14 protein-coding genes and 1 tRNA gene are annotated in these 16607 nt (G+C 63.5%); 8 read left to right on the top strand and 7 right to left on the bottom strand.

Annotated features, from left to right (window positions below):
* Nucleotides 1-46 precede the first annotated feature (46 nt).
* Nucleotides 47-123: transfer RNA gene (locus tag AC1DE3_RS17360), tRNA-Met, on the top strand.
* A gap of 314 nt (nt 124-437) precedes the next feature.
* Here the strand turns inward: AC1DE3_RS17360 and AC1DE3_RS17355 are convergent.
* From AC1DE3_RS17355 to AC1DE3_RS17330, 6 genes are all read right to left on the bottom strand, one after another.
* Nucleotides 438-1598, bottom strand: coding sequence for an SGNH/GDSL hydrolase family protein (locus AC1DE3_RS17355; RefSeq protein WP_476797563.1), 1161 nt, complete (start codon nt 1596-1598; stop codon nt 438-440).
* 2 nt (nt 1599-1600) lie between these two features.
* Nucleotides 1601-2740 carry a glycoside hydrolase gene (locus tag AC1DE3_RS17350; protein ID WP_476852604.1) on the bottom strand — a complete coding sequence of 380 codons (1140 nt, stop codon included), beginning with the start codon at nt 2738-2740 and terminating at the stop codon, nt 1601-1603.
* Nucleotides 2740-3915, bottom strand: a complete 1176-nt coding sequence (locus tag AC1DE3_RS17345) for a polysaccharide pyruvyl transferase family protein (RefSeq protein WP_441513875.1) — start codon at nt 3913-3915, stop codon at nt 2740-2742. Before AC1DE3_RS17345 ends, AC1DE3_RS17350 begins: the two co-directional genes overlap by 1 nt.
* Nucleotides 3916-4053: 138 nt before the next feature.
* A complete protein-coding gene (locus AC1DE3_RS17340; protein ID WP_441513876.1) occupies nt 4054-5229 on the bottom strand; it encodes a polysaccharide pyruvyl transferase family protein in 1176 nt (391 codons plus the stop codon).
* A gap of 24 nt (nt 5230-5253) precedes the next feature.
* Nucleotides 5254-7944, bottom strand: a complete 2691-nt coding sequence (locus tag AC1DE3_RS17335) for a glycosyltransferase (protein WP_476797558.1) — start codon at nt 7942-7944, stop codon at nt 5254-5256.
* A complete protein-coding gene (locus AC1DE3_RS17330; RefSeq protein ID WP_476797557.1) occupies nt 7937-9445 on the bottom strand; it encodes a DUF6212 domain-containing protein in 1509 nt (502 codons plus the stop codon). The genes AC1DE3_RS17335 and AC1DE3_RS17330 overlap by 8 nt, the downstream gene beginning before the upstream one ends.
* 656 nt (nt 9446-10101) lie before the next feature.
* Between AC1DE3_RS17330 and AC1DE3_RS17325 the strand changes: the two genes are divergently transcribed.
* Nucleotides 10102-10326 carry a hypothetical protein gene (locus AC1DE3_RS17325; protein ID WP_476797556.1) on the top strand — a complete coding sequence of 75 codons (225 nt, stop codon included), beginning with the start codon at nt 10102-10104 and terminating at the stop codon, nt 10324-10326.
* 86 nt (nt 10327-10412) lie between these two features.
* On the opposite strand, the gene AC1DE3_RS17320 is transcribed toward AC1DE3_RS17325, so the two are convergent.
* Entirely contained in the window at nt 10413-10622 is a 210-nt protein-coding gene (locus AC1DE3_RS17320; RefSeq protein ID WP_441513880.1) for a hypothetical protein, read from the bottom strand.
* Between the two features lie 1137 nt (nt 10623-11759).
* Between AC1DE3_RS17320 and AC1DE3_RS17315 the strand changes: the two genes are divergently transcribed.
* The 6 genes from AC1DE3_RS17315 (at nt 11760) to AC1DE3_RS17290 (ending at nt 16560) form a co-directional block, all read left to right on the top strand.
* Nucleotides 11760-12479, top strand: a complete 720-nt coding sequence (locus AC1DE3_RS17315; protein WP_476797555.1) for an amino acid ABC transporter permease — start codon at nt 11760-11762, stop codon at nt 12477-12479.
* Complete coding sequence (locus AC1DE3_RS17310) at nt 12476-13132, top strand: amino acid ABC transporter permease (protein ID WP_476852603.1); 657 nt, start codon at nt 12476-12478, stop codon at nt 13130-13132. The genes AC1DE3_RS17315 and AC1DE3_RS17310 overlap by 4 nt, the downstream gene beginning before the upstream one ends.
* Nucleotides 13129-13857 carry an amino acid ABC transporter ATP-binding protein gene (locus AC1DE3_RS17305; RefSeq protein WP_441513883.1) on the top strand — a complete coding sequence of 243 codons (729 nt, stop codon included), beginning with the start codon at nt 13129-13131 and terminating at the stop codon, nt 13855-13857. Before AC1DE3_RS17310 ends, AC1DE3_RS17305 begins: the two co-directional genes overlap by 4 nt.
* A gap of 10 nt (nt 13858-13867) precedes the next feature.
* The gene (locus AC1DE3_RS17300) at nt 13868-14467 is read left to right on the top strand and encodes a helix-turn-helix domain-containing protein (protein WP_476852602.1); all 600 of its coding nucleotides are present in this window, start codon (nt 13868-13870) and stop codon (nt 14465-14467) included.
* A gap of 89 nt (nt 14468-14556) precedes the next feature.
* Nucleotides 14557-15627: an NAD/NADP octopine/nopaline dehydrogenase family protein gene (locus AC1DE3_RS17295; RefSeq protein ID WP_476797554.1), complete on the top strand. Its 1071-nt coding sequence runs from the start codon at nt 14557-14559 to the stop codon at nt 15625-15627.
* 60 nt (nt 15628-15687) lie between these two features.
* Nucleotides 15688-16560, top strand: a complete 873-nt coding sequence (locus tag AC1DE3_RS17290) for an amino acid ABC transporter substrate-binding protein (RefSeq protein ID WP_441513886.1) — start codon at nt 15688-15690, stop codon at nt 16558-16560.
* Nucleotides 16561-16607 lie beyond the last annotated feature (47 nt).

Genomic DNA, 16607 nt, shown 5'->3' with positions numbered 1-16607 from the left:
GCCGCGCAGCCGTTTAAAAAGACCTCAAAAGGTCCCATATCCTTACCGCGGGGTGGAGCAGCCCGGTAGCTCGTCAGGCTCATAACCTGAAGGTCGTCAGTTCAAATCTGGCCCCCGCAACCAAACACAAAAACCCGTCGCAAGCAGCGACGGGTTTTTGCGTCTAAAATCCAAAAAAACAAGAGAAAAGCGCCAAAAACCGCCCCAAAAGGGCGGCTTCGTCGTGGCGAGCCGCGCCGAAACCGACCGCGCAAGCACGCAAACACAACGAAAACAACGCAGAGGACGCGACGCGATCGAATCATCGGGAACTCGAAACGAAGCTGCTGCCGGATGCGATGGGGTGGCATCGCCAAAGCCTCAACCCGAGGCCTCCCGCCGGCGGCGGCCAGTCCGGGTATGTGTTGCCCTTGGTATGCCAGCGCGGGCCGACGCTGCTATGCGGTCGCCGCCTCGGCTGGTCGATCCGAGGTCGAGGGCCGCTGCGTGCTGGCGCTCTCGATGGCGCAGGTCTTGAGATTTCCGGTGAAGAGAATGCCCGTGATCGGAAGGGCTGGCTCTGCCGGAAAGGTTTCGTGCCGAACGCTATCTTTAGGCACATGCAATTTGTGCCCAGCGGCTGCGGTTCCCCCGGAGAGCGTCAGCGTGCGCGTCTGCTGCATGTCGAGAAGCGCCGGGCCATAGAGGAACTCGAAGCTCAGCATCGAGACCAGGAACTTGTAGGTGCCGTCGCGCACGCCGCCCTTGAGCAGCGCTGCACGGTGCATCTCGTCGCCGGCCCGCAGATCCAGCGGGGGCGTGCGGGGCTCGCAGACATAGCTCAAGGCGAGCAGCATGCCCTTGTCGATGTCGAAACGCAGCCGGTCCCGCCCGAGATCTACGGCCGCCACCGAGAAGCGGCGGTTGGCATAATCGACCACTGGCCGCCCGAGCCGCTTGGCCAGCCACGCGCCGTCGAGCGCCCGGGCATTGGCGAAATGCTCGGGATCGATCGCGGGCGGCAACGCGGCGGAGCGAGGAGGGGCGGCGAGGGCCGGCTCCAATTCATCTGCGATCAGGTTGGCGACGATGGTTGTCGCCACCGGCCGGGCATAATGGCCCTGGTCGGAGTAGAAGCTGGGATGGCCGACGACCTCGCGCCCGAGGCGCTGCATGAGCAGCCGCGAGACATCGATGCAGGTCGTCCCATACCATTGCGAGATATAGGCGATCCCGGCGTCGATCGCGGGCACGGCTGTCAGGAACGAGCCGTTGCGGGCGCCGAAGACGAGGGTGGCGATCCTGAGCTTTGGGTTTCGCTCGCGGGCGAAGCGGATGATGCCCTCGTAGAAGCGCGCCCAGTGCCGGAACGGGCGCCGCTCGTCGCCATAGACGAAGGCGTCGTTGAGCGCATATTCGATCAGCAGCAGGTCGCAATCGGCGAGTTCCTGCTCATGCAGCTTGAGCTGGTAGAGGCCGAAGGCACTCGTCGTGCCGCCAACCGCGAGGTCCGCGACGATATCGAGCGCAACGCCGCGCCGCGCCATGACCGAGAGCAGCGCGGAGAGGTAGCCGGGCTGCATGACAGTGTTGGAACCGCCGATGATCAGGGTTTTCATCGTCAAGGCGTCACCGCGGCCCGGCCAGCGGGAGAGAGTTCGCCGCAGCGCCAGATGCCATAGGTCGTCGCGTCCCAGTCGAAATAGAAGGCGGCAGCGATCCGGCCGTCGCGCATGAGATCCGCGAAGCGTTCGCGGGTCGCCTTGACCAGCCGTTCACGGCGGCTGTCATCCGCGGGGCAGGTCTTTGCGGTGTTGGCGAAGCCCCATTCGGTGACCCAGCAGGGCTTGCCCTCCGCCGGGCCCGCGCGGCAGATCGTAAGGGCCTGCTCGATATGCTGTTCGCGGGCGGCCGGCGAGCGGTCGCCTCCGGGATAGATATGGATGCCATAGCCATCGGCGGCCTGATCGAGCCCATGCTCGCGCATGAGGGCGGTGAAGCTCGCCGGGTCAATGCTGTCGATGCCGCGTCGGTCGGCATGCTCCGGCGGGATGTCCGAGAGCCCGGCCGAGATGATTTTGGCGCCGGCGCTGAGCGTCGTCTTTGCCAGTTCGGCGCGGGTGACCTTCAGCAGTTCGACGTAGTTCGCCGCACCGCGCGCGACCGCATCCGGGTCCGATACGTCCCGAAGCGAGCGGGCCGTCCGGCTGTTGGCTTCGGGCCTGATATCGAGATCGCCGTTATAGGCGCCCCAGTTGATCTCGTTGCCGGGTTCGACGGCGATGAGGGGGACGCCGAGCCGGTCGATCCGTTGCAGGGCGTCGCGCAGGACCGCGCGATAGTGCTCCGGAGAGATGTCGGAGAGGCGATACATGTCCCAGATCCGGCCGCGGCCCGAGCGCGGCTTGGTGCCCTCGGGGTAGAGGGCGGCGTTGTTGAGCGAGATCTCAAGGAGGATGGCGAGGCCCTTTTGATGGGCCAGCCGGACGGCGTCGATGCTGCCATCCATCGGATTGGTCAGGGAGAGCCGCACCGAGCGGATGCCGCTCTGCGCGATCTGATCCAGCACCTTCTCGCGGCCGGCGGCGTCGACCCAGGCGAGATTGACGCGGTTGACGCCGAACTGCGTGGGCGCGGGCGGCGCCGCGAGGGCAGCAACCGCCAAGCCCGACGCAGCGACAAGGGGGATCAGCCGGCGCAGCAGCGCCGACTCTCCGGTACGCCAGCTCCATCCTATGGCTCTGCGCGCACCTCCTGCCATCAGCGGATACCGATATCCTTGAGCGCCGCGTTGAAGTTCTCCTCGCAAGCCGAATAGCGATGGATCGCCGCCGGTACGTCGATCTTCGAGAGGAAATCCTGCAGGAAGGCCTTCTTCTTCGCTTCGCGGTTCCAGACCGACGCCTCGATATAGGGGAAGCCCACGAAATCGAGCATCTCGCGCATGCGGTCGTCGACCGCGATCATCAATGCCGGCACGCCGGCCTGCATGCCGATGATCGAGCCGTGGAAGCGGCGGCCGAAGCAGAAATCCTGCCCCGATACCCAGCTGCGCCATTTATGCGTGTCGAAGAAGACGCGGAATTCGCAGTCCCGCTGCCATTTCTCGGCGTGCTTGTACTCGGTCTTGGCGACGATGCGGCCGGCGGCCTGATCGTAGGCGTCGCCTGTCTCCTCGGCGAGGATGTTGAGGTTGTAGACGGTGATCTCGTCCTGGATGACATAGCTCGCGACGCTGTCCTGCCGCAGCAGCGCATGCGCGTCGACGATCGTGTCCGGCACGCTGCCGAGATAGCCGCCGAAGGCGATCCTCTGCGAGTCCGCGAGATCGGGATCGGCGAGGTGGCTGAGCGAGCGCTTCATTGCCGCCGGCTCATAGTACAGTGACGGGCAGCCGGTCGGACGGACGTATTTCAAGCCTTCGGCCTTGAGGAAATCGGCCGTGAAATGGCCCCGCGTCAGAAAGAAGCTTTCCTTCTTCTTGAGTACGTTGAGGAAACGGCGCGTGCCTTCCGGCAGGGCATCCTGAAGGTTCTCCTTCTTCTGGATGCCGATGCCCATGACCACGATCGGCATGTTGAGCCGCTCGAACACGAAGGACTCGGTCGTCGCCGCATAGCCCGGCCGCAGCAGATTGGCCGAGGCGAACAGGCACAGATCGAAGCTCTGGTTCAGCGCCTCGTAGGTTTCCGGCGAATTGACGTTGTTTGCCAGATGCCAGAACGGCACATAGGTCACGTCATGGCCGCGCACGCTGTTGGCGGCCCCTTCGCCGATCAGGTAATTGCCGGTATTGGCGATCTTCTTGACCTGGGAGATCAGGTCATTCTTGGTTCGCACCGGCTCGAAATATGGGCGGTGCCTGACGGTCGCTCCTGATGCACTCTCGACGGTCCGCATCAGGTAGGATGGTATGCCTGTGACCATGATCCGCATGTCAGTCTGCCCTTAAGCCCCGTTTTGCCCAGAGCACTTCCGCGCCGTTCCGACACGGAAGTGCTCAATCTCTTCGTTTCGCCGCATTTTCTTCACGCGAACCGGTGTCCGCTTCGCTCGAAAATGCTCAAACCGGCATCAGGCGATGCCGATCTCGTTCAAGACCGAGCGGAAATTGCGCTCACGCTCGGAATAGGTCTCGACGACCTGCGGAATGTTCATCGCGGCGAGGTGATCGGCGACGAAGGCGGCGCGATCCTTGGCGCTGTTGAAATCGGCGGCTTCGACCTTGGGCAGCCCGGAAAAGTTCAGCATCTCGCGCATGCGGTCGTCGACGGCCACGATCAGGCTGGGAACACCGGCCTGCAGCGCGATGACGTTGCCGTGGAAGCGCCGGCCGAAGGCGAAGTCCATCGACGAGGTCCAGGCCCGCCACTGATTGGTGTCGAAGAAGGCATGGACGTTGATCTTCTTCTTCAGCTCGTTCGAGCCCTTGAATGTCAGGTCCCCTATGACCGCGCCCGAGGCGGAATTGTAGACGCGGCCATCGGCGTCCGGCTCGACCTGCATGTCGAAATGCAGCAGTTCGTCCTGCACCACATAGGATGAGCGCCCGTCATTCGAGGACAGCGCATTCATATCGCCGATCGTGTTGAGCTCAGCGCCCATATAGCCGGTGAAGACCGTGCGGCATTCGCCGACCTTCACGTCCGGTAGCCGGCGCAAGGCGCGCCGGACATTGGCCGGCTGGAAATAGAGAGAGGGGCAGCCGACCGGCCGGACGAAGGAGAAGCCCTGATCCCTGAGATAGGCGGCGGTCTCCTCGCCACGTGTCAGGAAATAATGCTCCCTTTCCTTCAGGACCTTCAGCAGGCGCTGCGTGCCCTCGGGCAAGGATTGTTCGAGATCGGGCCGGTTCTGGATCCCGATGCCGAGCATCACGACGGGCATGTCGAGCTTCGAGAGCACCAGCGCTTCGGCATCGGCCGACAGGCCCTTGCGCAACAGATTGGCGCAGGTGAAGACGCAAATGTCGAAGCGATCGTTGATCGTGTCGAGCCCGGTGCCGTTGTTGACGGCGTTCCACAGATGCCAGAACGGGATATGCGTCGCGTTCGGCGACAGCGCCCGCAGCGCGCCTTCGCCGATCAGATAGTTGCCGGTATTGCTGATGTTCTTGAGCTCGCGGAGGAAGGCCTCCTTGCTCTCGGGCTGCTGCGCCTTCTCCGAATAGAAGACTTGGGCGCCCTCTGCCTTCTGGATGAGGCGGGTGAGATGGCTCGGTATGCCGGTGACAAGAATTCTGGGGGCCATGGCTTCAGGATCTTCCGTTGATCGTCACGCGACGGCACGGACGGAGAGCGTGGTCTCGGCCGTAGCCTCGTCGTCTGCGAGCTTGCCTGCAGCGGCGTTGCGTTGGATGGGAGCAGCGGGTGCGATAGCCTCGCTCCATGCGATGAAATCGGCGAAGGAAGCGCTCCAGGAACGTTGCGCTGCCGTCGCGAGCGCGCCTTCGGCCAGGCGGCCAAGCGTGGCGCGGTCCCGCGCGAGGATGGCGATCGTCCGGGCCATTTCGACCACGATTTGCGCGTCGGCCGCATTCGCAATCAGGACGCCGTCCTGGCCGTCGACGACCAGTTCGTCGACGGCGCCGACTGCGGTCGCCATCGGGACGCAGCCGAGCTGCTGCGCCTCCGCGATCATCAGGGGCGCGCCCTCCCAACGCGACGGCATGACCAGGACATCTGCCCAGGCGAGATGCGCCGCGAGGTCCTTGGCGGCGAAGACCGGCGGGACGACCTCGACGTCGATATCCCGCAAGCGCGTCATCCAGGACGAGCTGGGGTCGTCGGAGAGGATTTCGCCGCCGACGGCCCGGGCCTCGAAGGCGACATCCCGCTGCTTGAGCTGGACAAGTGCGCCATGCAGCCGGTCGATGCCCTTCTGCCGGTCGAGCCGGCCCATATAGAGCAGGCGCAGCGGCTCACTCCCGCGCCCGGCCTTGCGCGCCTCCGTCACCTGGGTCCGCAGCTTCGCGTCGATGGAGAAGCTCGCCGCATTCGGCACGGCGAAGATCTTGCCGAAGGGGACGCCGAAACTGTGCAGGTAGCTCTTCAATTGCTCCGAGCAGGTCAGGAAGGCGTCATAGGCATGCTCGAAGGCGATGGCGGCATAGGGCTGCCCGGCCGGGCGCCGAAGCGCGGTCTCATCGACGACGTGGAGATAGCAGGCCGTGCGGGTTCCGGCGGAGCGGAACTGCGCCATCAGCGGATGGGCCGCCATGACATGGTTGTTGACGATCAGGTCGAAGCCGGAAAGCAGGCCCTTCAGCCCGGCCCAGTCGAGGCCGTGCTCGTCGGTGATGAAATCCTGGCCGAGGAACTGGCCGCTCGCGCCCCAGGCCGGCACGCCGTCCTTCCAGAAATGGAGATGGTCGAATGCCTGGTCGAATTCGTCGAGCACCTCCATCCGTCCAGAGCCGAGCACGAAAAGATGGGTTTCGAAGCCGTTCTGCCTCAATTCCCGCCCGGCCGCGTAGGCGACCTTTTCGGCTCCGCCGAACGAGGCGTTGGGCACCAGCACCGCTGCCGTCCGGCGCGGCACGGCCGGATGCGCCAGCGGCAGCACGGGTGAGCCGCCGAGCTCGGTTCTGAGCAGCTTGTAGAGCTCGGACAAAGCAGGCAGCCGGCGGGGGCGCCATGTCCAGCGCGTCGAGGCCGTCGCACGCAGCGGGCTCGTCGTGAGCGCGCTGACGAGATTGAGCAGCGCCTGCTCCGGCCGGATCAGCGACCGGCGTTGCCGCGCCTTCGGAAAGGGGAAGCTGACTTTCAGGCGTGCCGATGTCGGCCAGGCCTGGTCGCGGCCAATCGACGAGAACCAATCGAGCGCGTCGTCCTTGATGACGTTCCTGATCAGATCGGTCGAGACGAAGGTCAGATCAGCCGCACTGCGCTGAGCGCCGGAGGGCAGGATTTCCCACTCGATGCTCCGCTGCGAAACGACGTTGTTGAGCTCGACGAAGACGACGTTGCGCCGTTCCGCAAAGGTCTCGAGATGGCAGAGAATGTTCGGCAGGAGCCGCGAGCGGGCGAGGAGCTTGAGCGTCTCGCTGCTGCATGCGGCGACGAAGGGCGGGAAATGGACATTGTCGGGCTCGCCGACATTGCCCCAGAAGGCTCGCACCGCTTCGTCGAAGCCGATCTGCCCGGGCGGCAGCATCGGATCGGTGAAGACGTCGAGCATGCCCTCGCCGGTGCGGATCAGAGCATAGCGCGGCGCTTCCTCATGCTCGAAGCCGACGAGGGTCGGCCGGCGGAACAGCGCCTTGTGGCGCCGGCGAAGGAAGCTCATCGAGGCCGAGCGGTCGCGGTTCGCCTCTTTGAAGCGACTTTCGGCGCGCAGACGGTATTCGAAGGCGGTGTCATGACAGGGCTCGCCGACAAACCCTTTTTCGACGGCCGAGAGCCAGAATTCCCAGTCCTCGAAGCCGTTCTGCCGATCTTCCGCGAAGCGGACGCCGCTCCGGAAGACGTCGATCGAGATCATGGACCCGGTGTCGCAGATATTGTCGCTGATGCAGTGGATCAAGCGCGAATAGCTGTTGCCGTAATGGGCCCGCCAATTGACCGAGAAGGTGTCGATATTCGTGTAGACCCATCCCGCCTTGCCAGCCTTCAGCCGGCGATAGAGCGTTTCGACGGTGTTCGGCAGGACGCGATTGTCGGCGTCGAGAAAATAGACCGCCTTGGCTTCCGGCAGTTCGTCGAGGATGTAGTCGATCGCGCGGTTGCGGGCGCCGCCCGGGCCGGCATTCTCTCCGAAGATCACGTGGACCTCCGGATGCGCAGCGGCATGCAGCGCGAGCTGATCGAACACCTCGTGCTGCGGGTCGCCATCGACCGAGACGACGATAGCGAGCCGGCACTGCGTTGCCGAAGCCAAGGCCGATTCCAATGCCTCGATCACGAGCGCGGCATGGCCGTAGAGCGGCATGGCGATGGCCACCAGATCCTGAGGCTCGTCACGCATTGACGACCTCCCGGACCGGGCTGTTCTCCAGATACTTCACCAGCCGGAAATTGAAGACCTTCAGCCAGGCGAAATCGACCGAATGAGTTGCAGCCTTGCTCAGGATGACGAGATCCATGGTGCGCGTTGCCGGCGCTTCCAGCATGAAGTTGATATCCACCGGCTGCGCGGCCGTGATCTCCATCCATCCGCTGAAGAACGCCGTGGGCGGCAATGCGCGGCCATCGGCCAGAGCAGCGATTTCCTTTCGGATATTGGCGGACAAGGGGACGAGCATCAGCCCGACCGTCCCTGGCTTGCCGTCCGGGTGATCGATGACGGCGCGGGCCGAGATGCGCGCAGTGCCAGGCGCAACCACCCGGCGGACGGCGCCGGCGGTGATGCCCTCGCTCAGCGGATGACAGACGATCGCATCCTCGAGCTCAAGAAAGCGCACGGTCTGAAAGCTCGGCTCGATCGGGCTCAAGGAGACGTTGGCGACCGCACGCAGGAGCTCGACCGGCAGCCGATAGTCCTCGATCTTCCGCCCGGAGATCAGCGTGGACGGTGCAAAGACATTCGGCAGGGCGGTCGGACGGGCGCCCGGGAGCCCGGTGAAGATCCGGAGGGCGAGCGGGCGCATGTCGAGGTCGGCATGCGGCATCCGCGCCTGGGCGGCATAGCGCTCATTGGTGATGACGTGGCCGAGAGAGAGTTCGGGCGGCAGCCCGCCGCTGGCCGAAATCCTCAGCCGCAGCGTGCGGGGGCTGCCGTCGCATGCCTTGGGCAGGGAGAAGAAGTTCCAGCCCTGAGTAACGCTGCCATAGGGAATTTGCCATTCCGCGACGCCCTCGCTGCTCTCCACATAGTCGAGAGTGACGATGAGCCGGCCGGTCTTGTCGGTCGGGGCTTCGCGAAAATGCAGGGCGAAGCCGGAGACCGCATAGCTCGAGATCGGGAAGAGCTGCACGATCTCGGATTCGCACAGCAAGGCCGCGAGCCCCTGGTCCTTGGGGTCGACGAAAGGCCCGTGGCCGAACACTTCCGAGACCGAATCCCAGTTGTGGGCGTGGAATGCGTTCTCAAGCGCACGGTAGTTCTCGAAAAGCGTCTCGCGCTCTCGTCGCAGCGTCGCGAGTTCGGTGTTGGCGCTTGCCATGTGCCGCGACAGGCGCCCCAGACCGCCCTCAAGCACGCGGGCCACAAGCTCCGCGTCCGACGCGAGCGCCCCTTCCTGCAGCCGGACGACCGGGATATCCGGCAGCGTACCCATCTTGCGGAACCGCTTGAGCGCGGCTCTCAATGCGCTGCTCCCCTCATCGGATGTCGCGACGCCGATGAGCGGAAACGTGGCCCGCAGGCCTTCGGTATCGGACTCCGGATCAACAAACACGAGAAGGTCGCTGAGCGGAGAGGCTTCGAGCGCATCCTGGTCGCGGATCGAGGCAACCACATAGCGATTGCGACGCGGAAGTCGATGAATGGTCGCAGACAGTGACTCGTTCAAGATAGCGTCCACCATGGGTCAGAAATCATAAAATCCGTTCTGCGTGCGGTGCAGCATCCTGAGTATAACTCACTTCATGTCAACACTATAATTATGGCATTTTTGCGTGATATCTAAATCAATCTAGGTAATTGAAAGAAAAATTAGTTTGAAATTGAAAACATATCTGAATAGTTCTCCATCTTACTTTCATATAATTGTCGCGTTTGAGGCGCGAACGATATGCCCGGGGCGACATCCTCTTCGACCGCGCGGGGGAGAGGGGCCATGTGGCGAAATGGTCGCGGCGGATGGAGCGGGAAGACGGTCGATCACGGCTATGCTTTTGCCTTTGGCCGAGCGTTCGGCGCGCGACCGATCCAATCCGGCAACCGGCCTTCGCCTCCGCCGTGCCGTGATCGGGGCTTGCGCGCGGGCGGCCCGCTCTTCGAGTTCGGCTTCGAATCCGAGCCGAACTGAAGGAGGGCGCCGGACTACCGACGGCAGCCTGCCGGGGACGCCTTCATGCTGTCGGGCGAGGCATTCGCCATCGCCTGCTTCTGCACCACCGAGCGGCTTGATGCCGGCTGCCATGGCGGCCTAACCTGCCCGGTGAGAACTGCTTCGAATTGAGCGCATCTGGCGCGCGTGTTAGCGTGCTCGCTGCTCAGCTACAGGTTAGCCGGTGCGCCATGTATCAATTCTCGGCGGACGAATCCCAACTTGGCTGGTTTCTGGACTTCATCGCCTGGTGGTGTTCTCTCTTTGACTCGCAAGATATCGCAATCATAAAGACCGCTGCGGCGGTGGTGATTGCCGGAATCCTGCTGTTGATCGGCGCATTCATTATCAAGTTGCTGAGCATGATCGTCGCGCGATTATTTCGAACGGGATCCACCCCGCGCCGCTCACTGTGAAGGCGTTTCCGAGGGTGGCGATGACCTCGCGGCCGGCCTTGTCCGGCGTTCTTCGGGCCGAAAAGTGCTCCGCCAAAGTGCCGCGCTCAGTAGCAATTCACGTTCTGGCCTTTCATCGTACAGGTGCTCGTAATGTGCTCCTCCGCCGGCGGCGGCTCGAAGCCTCCCGCTGATCGGGGAACATAGGTCTCTCCCGTGCTTTGCATCGGATCGAGCCCCGGGGGCTCCATCGCGCCGCCGAAGGCGGCGCATCCCGTCAAGAACAGACCGCACGCCGCCGCGAGAAACTTCTTCATATAGAGGGCTCCTTGTCCAAGCCGATCCTGCCGCGATGCAGGAGCGAAGTCACGGCTTCTTCTCGCGGCTATCTCAGGGCGCCTGTCGCAGCCCGCCGAAGGAACGCCTGGGCGGCAAAGCGCAAGGAGCCTCTCGGTTAGTCCTTTCGACGCATGGTCGAGATGCCCAAACGAGGATGGCCGGCTAGGGCGGCGGGCCGCTATCTTGCTGCGTCGCACAATTTCGGATGCGGCGCACAATGAGCTTTCGAGTCCATCATGGCTAAACGAAACAGCGGATCTGTCCGGCGCCGAAAGGCATCTGTGCAGCGCAAGCAATGGAAGGCGGTCGTTTCAGCCTGGCAGCAAGGGGATCTCGACTGGCAGCCCGCCTGGGGCCCCCCACCGACCGATCCGGCTTGCCTTTGCCCGCAGGCCGTGCTGGCCGAGCTTGGTGTGACGGCGAAAGCAGCGGCCTGACGCCAAGGTCTACGGCAATATTCGCGGATTGCGACGAGCATAGGCCATCGGGAATCGCCGGGCGCGATCCATGTGTGACCGGGGTTGCCGCGGTCCCACGCCATGTGACGGGGGTGTTTGCGTGCCGGTGCTGACGTCGCATGGACGGCTATAGTTCAAAGGGCGTCTTCCTTTTTCACGCGACGCGCACCAGAATTGAGCCATCGCGCAGGGTACGCGAAGGTCTTTCGCCCGGCCCCAGGCGTCTTCCATCCACGTCTCCCACGCCTCGCGCTGCCTGCCGACGCGCGCTCATGGGGCGCTGCGATTCGCGTAGCCCTGCTTCGCGCGACCGACGCTTTCGCGATGCTTACTGACAAGATGTGAGTGAATGCCAGCGACTTGCCTTCGATGGGCTCGAGGTCACGCGTCGGCTTCTTAGCCGCGTATGTTATTTTCGTTATAGTGGAATAATTTGCGCGCCTTGACGCTTGTTTTTATTGTCGACAATAAGCAATATGCTTATCCAATGTGTCCTATTTTCCGATGTGGACGGCAATATAGCAAACGCCACCCCTCGTGTATTGAAATTTCCGGCAAGATAATTTCGAGATTGACATTGTCGTCTGGCAATGGGCCAATTCCAGTATATCGGAATGGAATGCGTCTCGGGATTGCCTTGGCGATAGGTGGGGTCGGATGAATTACCGCTGGGACTGGTCCGTCCTGATACGCGAGCCTTTCGTCGATTGGCTGTGGAGCGGTGTGCTCCTGACCCTCGCGATCAGCCTGATGAGTTGGGCTGTTGCGCTCGCGATCGGCACCGTCGCGGGCGTCGCCCGCAGCGCCCCGTCGCCGGTGGCTCGTTTGCTGGCCGGCATCTATATCGACGTGTTTCGGAGCGTGCCCCCGCTCGTTCAACTGTTTCTCTGGTATTTCGTCCTCCCGGAGATCGTCCCCGATGCGGTCGGCCTCTGGTTGAAGCGCGATTTGCCCTATCCGGAGATCGTCACGGCCGTGGTCGCGATCGGCCTGTTCGCCGGCTCTCGCGTGGCCGAGCAGGTTCGCGCAGGCATCGAGGCCGTTGGCGTGCCGCTGCTGCCGGCGGCTCTCGCGACCGGCCTGCGCCCGATGCAGGCCTTTCGGCTGATCGCGCTGCCGCTCGGCCTGCGCGCCATCGTCGGGCCTTTGACTTCGGAATTCCTGATCACGATCAAATTGTCGTCGCTCAGCCTGACGATCGGCGTGCTCGAGCTGACCGCGCAGAGCCGCCATGTGGAGAATTACACCTTCCAGGGCTTCGAGGCCTTCACCTTCGCGACCATCGGCTATCTGGTCATCGGCCTGTGCGCGACCGGGTTGATGCGCCTCATCGATAGCCGGATGGGCGGGGCTGCGCTGCGAAAGGCCACGACGTGAGCGATTTCGACTGGGGCGTCATCGCCCGCTCGTCCGGTTTCCTCGCGGAGGGGATGGCGCTCAGCGCGCTGCTGGTGCTGGTCGCGACGCTGGGCGGCCTCGTCGTCGGCTTTGGGCTGGCGCTGATGCGGCTGTCTGCGCACCGGCTGATTGCCGTTCCCGCGGCCGCCTACGTCACGGTGATGCGCTCGTTGCCGCTGGTGCTGGTGCTGTTCTGGTTCTATTTCCTGATCCCGCTCGCCATCGGGCGGCCGGTCGGCTCGCTCAYCTCGGCCCTGATCGCCTTCGTGCTGTTCGAGGCGGCGTTCTATTGCGAAATCATCCGCGCCGGCATCGGCAGCGTTCGCAAGGGCCAGAGCGATGCGGGGCTGGCGACGGGCCTACGCCGCTGGCAGGTGCTGCGGCTGATCGTGATGCCGCAGGCGATGCGGGCCATGGGGCCGCTGATCCTCAACCAGATCGTGATCGTCTTCCAGGATACGTCGCTGGTCTATGTCGTGTCGCTGCACGACTTCCTCACCGCCGCGAGCGTCGTCGCAGCGCGCGACGGGCGCGCGACCGAAATGTATCTGTTGGTTGCCGTCGTCTATCTGGTGATCTGCCTCTCCGTCACGAAGACCGCCGAATTCTACAGGAAGGGGCGCCCGTCATGATCGTTCTGGATGACGTGCACAAATCTTACGGTTCCCAGAAAATCTTGCGGGGCTGTTCGGCCGAAATCCGTCTGGGGGAGGTCGTGGTGGTCTGCGGGCCGTCGGGATCCGGCAAGAGCACGCTGATCAAATGCATCAATGGCCTGGTGCCTTTCGAGCAGGGTACGATCACCGTCGACGGCATCTCGGTCTCGTCGCCGAAAACCGATCTTCCCGCCTTGCGCTCGCGGATCGGCATGGTCTTTCAGAGTTTCGAGCTCTACCCGCATATGACGGCGCTGCAAAACGTCAGCCTGGCGCAGGTCCATGTGCTCAAGCGTTCGCAGAAGGAGGCCGACGAGCGTTCCGCAAAGATCCTGACGCGGGTCGGCCTCGGCGACAAACTCAGCAACCGCCCGTCTCAACTCTCCGGCGGGCAGCAGCAGCGGGTGTCGATCGCTCGCGCCTTGGCGATGAACCCGCAGGCGATGCTGTTCGACGAGCCCACCTCTGCGCTCGACCCCGAAATGATCAACGAGGTTCTGGAGGTCATGCAGGAACTTGCCCTCGAAGGCATGACCATGGTCGTCGTCACACATGAGATGGGTTTTGCCCAGCGCGTCGCGGATCGCGTTCTGTTCATGGATCGCGGAGAGATCGTCGAGGATACGCCCAAGGACCAGTTCTTCACGGCCCCCGCCTCGGAGCGGGCGAAGCAATTCCTGAAGCAAGTCCTGACGCATTGACGAGGGGCCGATGAGCGAGCTGAACGCCCCTCAGATCGGCCCGCTTCTCCAACGCCGACGCAAGGAGCGGGGCCTGACGTTGCAGCAGCTCTCTGCGCTATCGGGCGTTTCAAAATCGATGCTGTCGCAGATCGAGCGCGGGGAGGCCAATCCGACCTTTGCCGTGCTCTGGAGCCTGACGCGTGGATTGGGCATCGACTTCGTTGCGTTGCTGGGGGAGGGGCAGGCGACGTCAGGTGCCGACAACGCCATCGAGATGCTGTCGCTGGAGCACACGCCGGCGATCCGGAGTGCTGACAGCTCCTGTCAGCTGCGCATCCTGAGTCCGCCCAGCCTGTCCGGCGACATCGAATGGTATGATGTCGAGATCGCGCCGGACGGATGCCTCGACAGCTCCCCCCATGCAGCCGGAGCCGTCGAGCATTTCACGGCGCTGTCGGGCGAGTTCGTGATCGCCAGCGGGGCCTCGCGCCATTTTCTGAGGCAAGGTGAGACAGCGCGATACCCGGTCGACGTCGCGCATTCCATCAGCAACCCGTCGGAGAAGCCGTCGCGCGGTTTGATGGTGCTGCTCTACCGCAAGTCGTCGAAGGGTCGAAATGCCTCGTAAGACGCAAAATGTACCGAATTTCAGTTTCTCCGAAGCGGCTGGCTCCATTTCTGCTGAACGGCCGCTCCCAGCAGAAGAGGCGATTTCATATGCGCGTTAGTATCTTGGGCGCAGGGGCGGCTGCCTGCGGCGCCGCCGCCCAGCTATCGGCGATGGGACATGACCCCATGCTCTGGTCACCGTCGGGCCGGAGCACCGAGGCGCTCGCGGCCGGGGCACCGTTGCGCGCGACGGGCGCGATCGAAGCTAGCATCCACCCCCGCGTCGCGGGCAGTGCCGAGGAAGCCGTGGCCAGCGCGGACGTCGTGATGCTGGCGATGCCGGGCTATGCCCACAAGATGGCGTTCGACGCGATTGCCCCTCATCTCAGGGAAGCGCAGCCCGTCATCATCAGCTCGCATGCCTCCTTCGGCGCGCTCTATCTTTCGCGGTTGCTGGCAGCGCGGAAAGTGCGCGCTTCGATCATCGCATGGGGCACCACGCTGACGACCGGCCGCAAGGTCTCCCCGACCGAAGTCACCGTGAATTCGCTGCGTTCGAAGATCGATCTCGCGTCGGTGCCGCAGAACGCTTCGGCCGAGGCGAAGGCGCTGTGTACCTCCCTGTTCGGCGAGCGTTTCGTCCTCCGCGAAGGCCTCCTCGCGATCGCGTTGAGCAATCTCAACCCGCAAAACCATCTCGCCATCGCTCTGTTCAATCTGACCCGGATGGAGCGGGGCGAAAGCTGGGGGCAGGCCGAGAACGTCACGCCCGCGGTCGGGCGCGTGATGGAGGCGCTGGATGCGGAGCGGCTCGCCATCGCCGAAGCCTTCGGCGTTTCCGTCAGGACGATCCGCGAGCACTATGCCTTTTCCTACCAGCTTCCGGTCGCCAGCATCGCGGAGATGAATGCCGAGCTGCACGGCCGCGGAAAGGGTGGCTTGGGGCCTGCGACATTGGAGAGCCGCTATGTTCTCGAAGATGCGCCGTACGGATTATTGCCTACCGTGCTGCTCGGCCGGCTCGTCGGGCGGCCGGCGACGTTGCACGAGGCGGGGCTGACCCTGCTATCGGCCGCCTATGGCCGCGACTTCACCAGCGAGAACGAACTACTGCCCGCGCTCGGCTTCGACGCGATGACTCGCGAAGAGCTGGCCGCGCAGGCGAAGGACGGATTCTAGATACCGCTTTCCATCGAGGGCGGGCACCAAGCGAGCGATCGCAAAAACGGGAGAGAGCTTATGAGATTCCATCTTGCTGCAGCCGCGGGCGCATTTTTGGCCCTGAATTTGGCGAGCTCGGCCGCGGGGGCCCAAGAAGTCGACGCGATCGTCAAGAAATTGCGCGACACCCAGACCATCACCATGGGCGTTCGCGAGGCGCTGTTTCCATTCAGCTATCTCGACGACAACAAGAATCCGACGGGCTATGCGGTCGAGTTCTGCAAGCGCATTATCGACGACATCAAGACCGAGCTGAACCTGCCGGAGATCAAGATCAAATACGTGCCGATGACGATCCAGAACCGGCAGGCGCTCGTCGCCAACGGAACGGTCGATCTGGAGTGCGAGGGAACAGTCAACACCTTCGGGCGCAACAAGCAGGTCGACTTCTCGTCCGTCAGCCACGTCTCGGCGAGCCAGCTCTTGGCTCTCAAGAGCACGGGCATCAAGAACTACGACGATCTCAACGGCAAGATCGTCGCCGTCGCGACCGGCGGAACCAGCGAGCCCGACCTCAAGAAGCTCGTTGCCGAACGGAAGCTCAACCTGCGCGTCATCAATGTCGATGACCACGCGGCGGGCCTGATCGCGGTCGAAACCCGGCGCGCCGACGCGTATTTCAGCGACAATGGCGCGTTCTACGGGCTGATCAAGCAATCGAAGAAGCCCGACACCCTCGAGATCGTCGGTGACGAATACGGCTACGCGCCGCAGGGGTTCATGGTGCCCAAACTCAATCCGACGATCCTCTGGATCGTCAATCACACGATGGGCAAGATGTTCAAATCGGGTGAGGCCGAAGCCTTGTACCTGAAGTGGTTCGGGCCGCTGGGGGCCCATGTCGGCCCGAAGCTGAAGGCCGCCTGGGCGACGCAATCCTACGCCGAGTGAACGCGGCGAGAGCCACCCGATAGTGGCTGAACCCGCCATGGCCGCAT

The sequence above is a fragment of the Allobosea sp. 10L417 genome, assembly GCF_056395485.1.
Note: the sequence above shows the minus strand (reverse complement) of the source record. Positions and strands in the feature narration are given on the sequence as shown.

Coding starts and splice junctions, on each gene's coding strand:
- AC1DE3_RS17355 (WP_476797563.1), bottom strand. CDS start 1,598: ATGAAAACCCTGATCATCGGCGGTTCCAACACTGTCATGCAGCCCGGC.
- AC1DE3_RS17350 (WP_476852604.1), bottom strand. CDS start 2,740: ATGGCAGGAGGTGCGCGCAGAGCCATAGGATGGAGCTGGCGTACCGGA.
- AC1DE3_RS17345 (WP_441513875.1), bottom strand. CDS start 3,915: ATGCGGATCATGGTCACAGGCATACCATCCTACCTGATGCGGACCGTC.
- AC1DE3_RS17340 (WP_441513876.1), bottom strand. CDS start 5,229: ATGGCCCCCAGAATTCTTGTCACCGGCATACCGAGCCATCTCACCCGC.
- AC1DE3_RS17335 (WP_476797558.1), bottom strand. CDS start 7,944: ATGCGTGACGAGCCTCAGGATCTGGTGGCCATCGCCATGCCGCTCTAC.
- AC1DE3_RS17330 (WP_476797557.1), bottom strand. CDS start 9,445: ATGGTGGACGCTATCTTGAACGAGTCACTGTCTGCGACCATTCATCGA.
- AC1DE3_RS17325 (WP_476797556.1), top strand. CDS start 10,102: ATGTATCAATTCTCGGCGGACGAATCCCAACTTGGCTGGTTTCTGGAC.
- AC1DE3_RS17320 (WP_441513880.1), bottom strand. CDS start 10,622: ATGAAGAAGTTTCTCGCGGCGGCGTGCGGTCTGTTCTTGACGGGATGC.
- AC1DE3_RS17315 (WP_476797555.1), top strand. CDS start 11,760: ATGAATTACCGCTGGGACTGGTCCGTCCTGATACGCGAGCCTTTCGTC.
- AC1DE3_RS17305 (WP_441513883.1), top strand. CDS start 13,129: ATGATCGTTCTGGATGACGTGCACAAATCTTACGGTTCCCAGAAAATC.
- AC1DE3_RS17300 (WP_476852602.1), top strand. CDS start 13,868: ATGAGCGAGCTGAACGCCCCTCAGATCGGCCCGCTTCTCCAACGCCGA.
- AC1DE3_RS17295 (WP_476797554.1), top strand. CDS start 14,557: ATGCGCGTTAGTATCTTGGGCGCAGGGGCGGCTGCCTGCGGCGCCGCC.
- AC1DE3_RS17290 (WP_441513886.1), top strand. CDS start 15,688: ATGAGATTCCATCTTGCTGCAGCCGCGGGCGCATTTTTGGCCCTGAAT.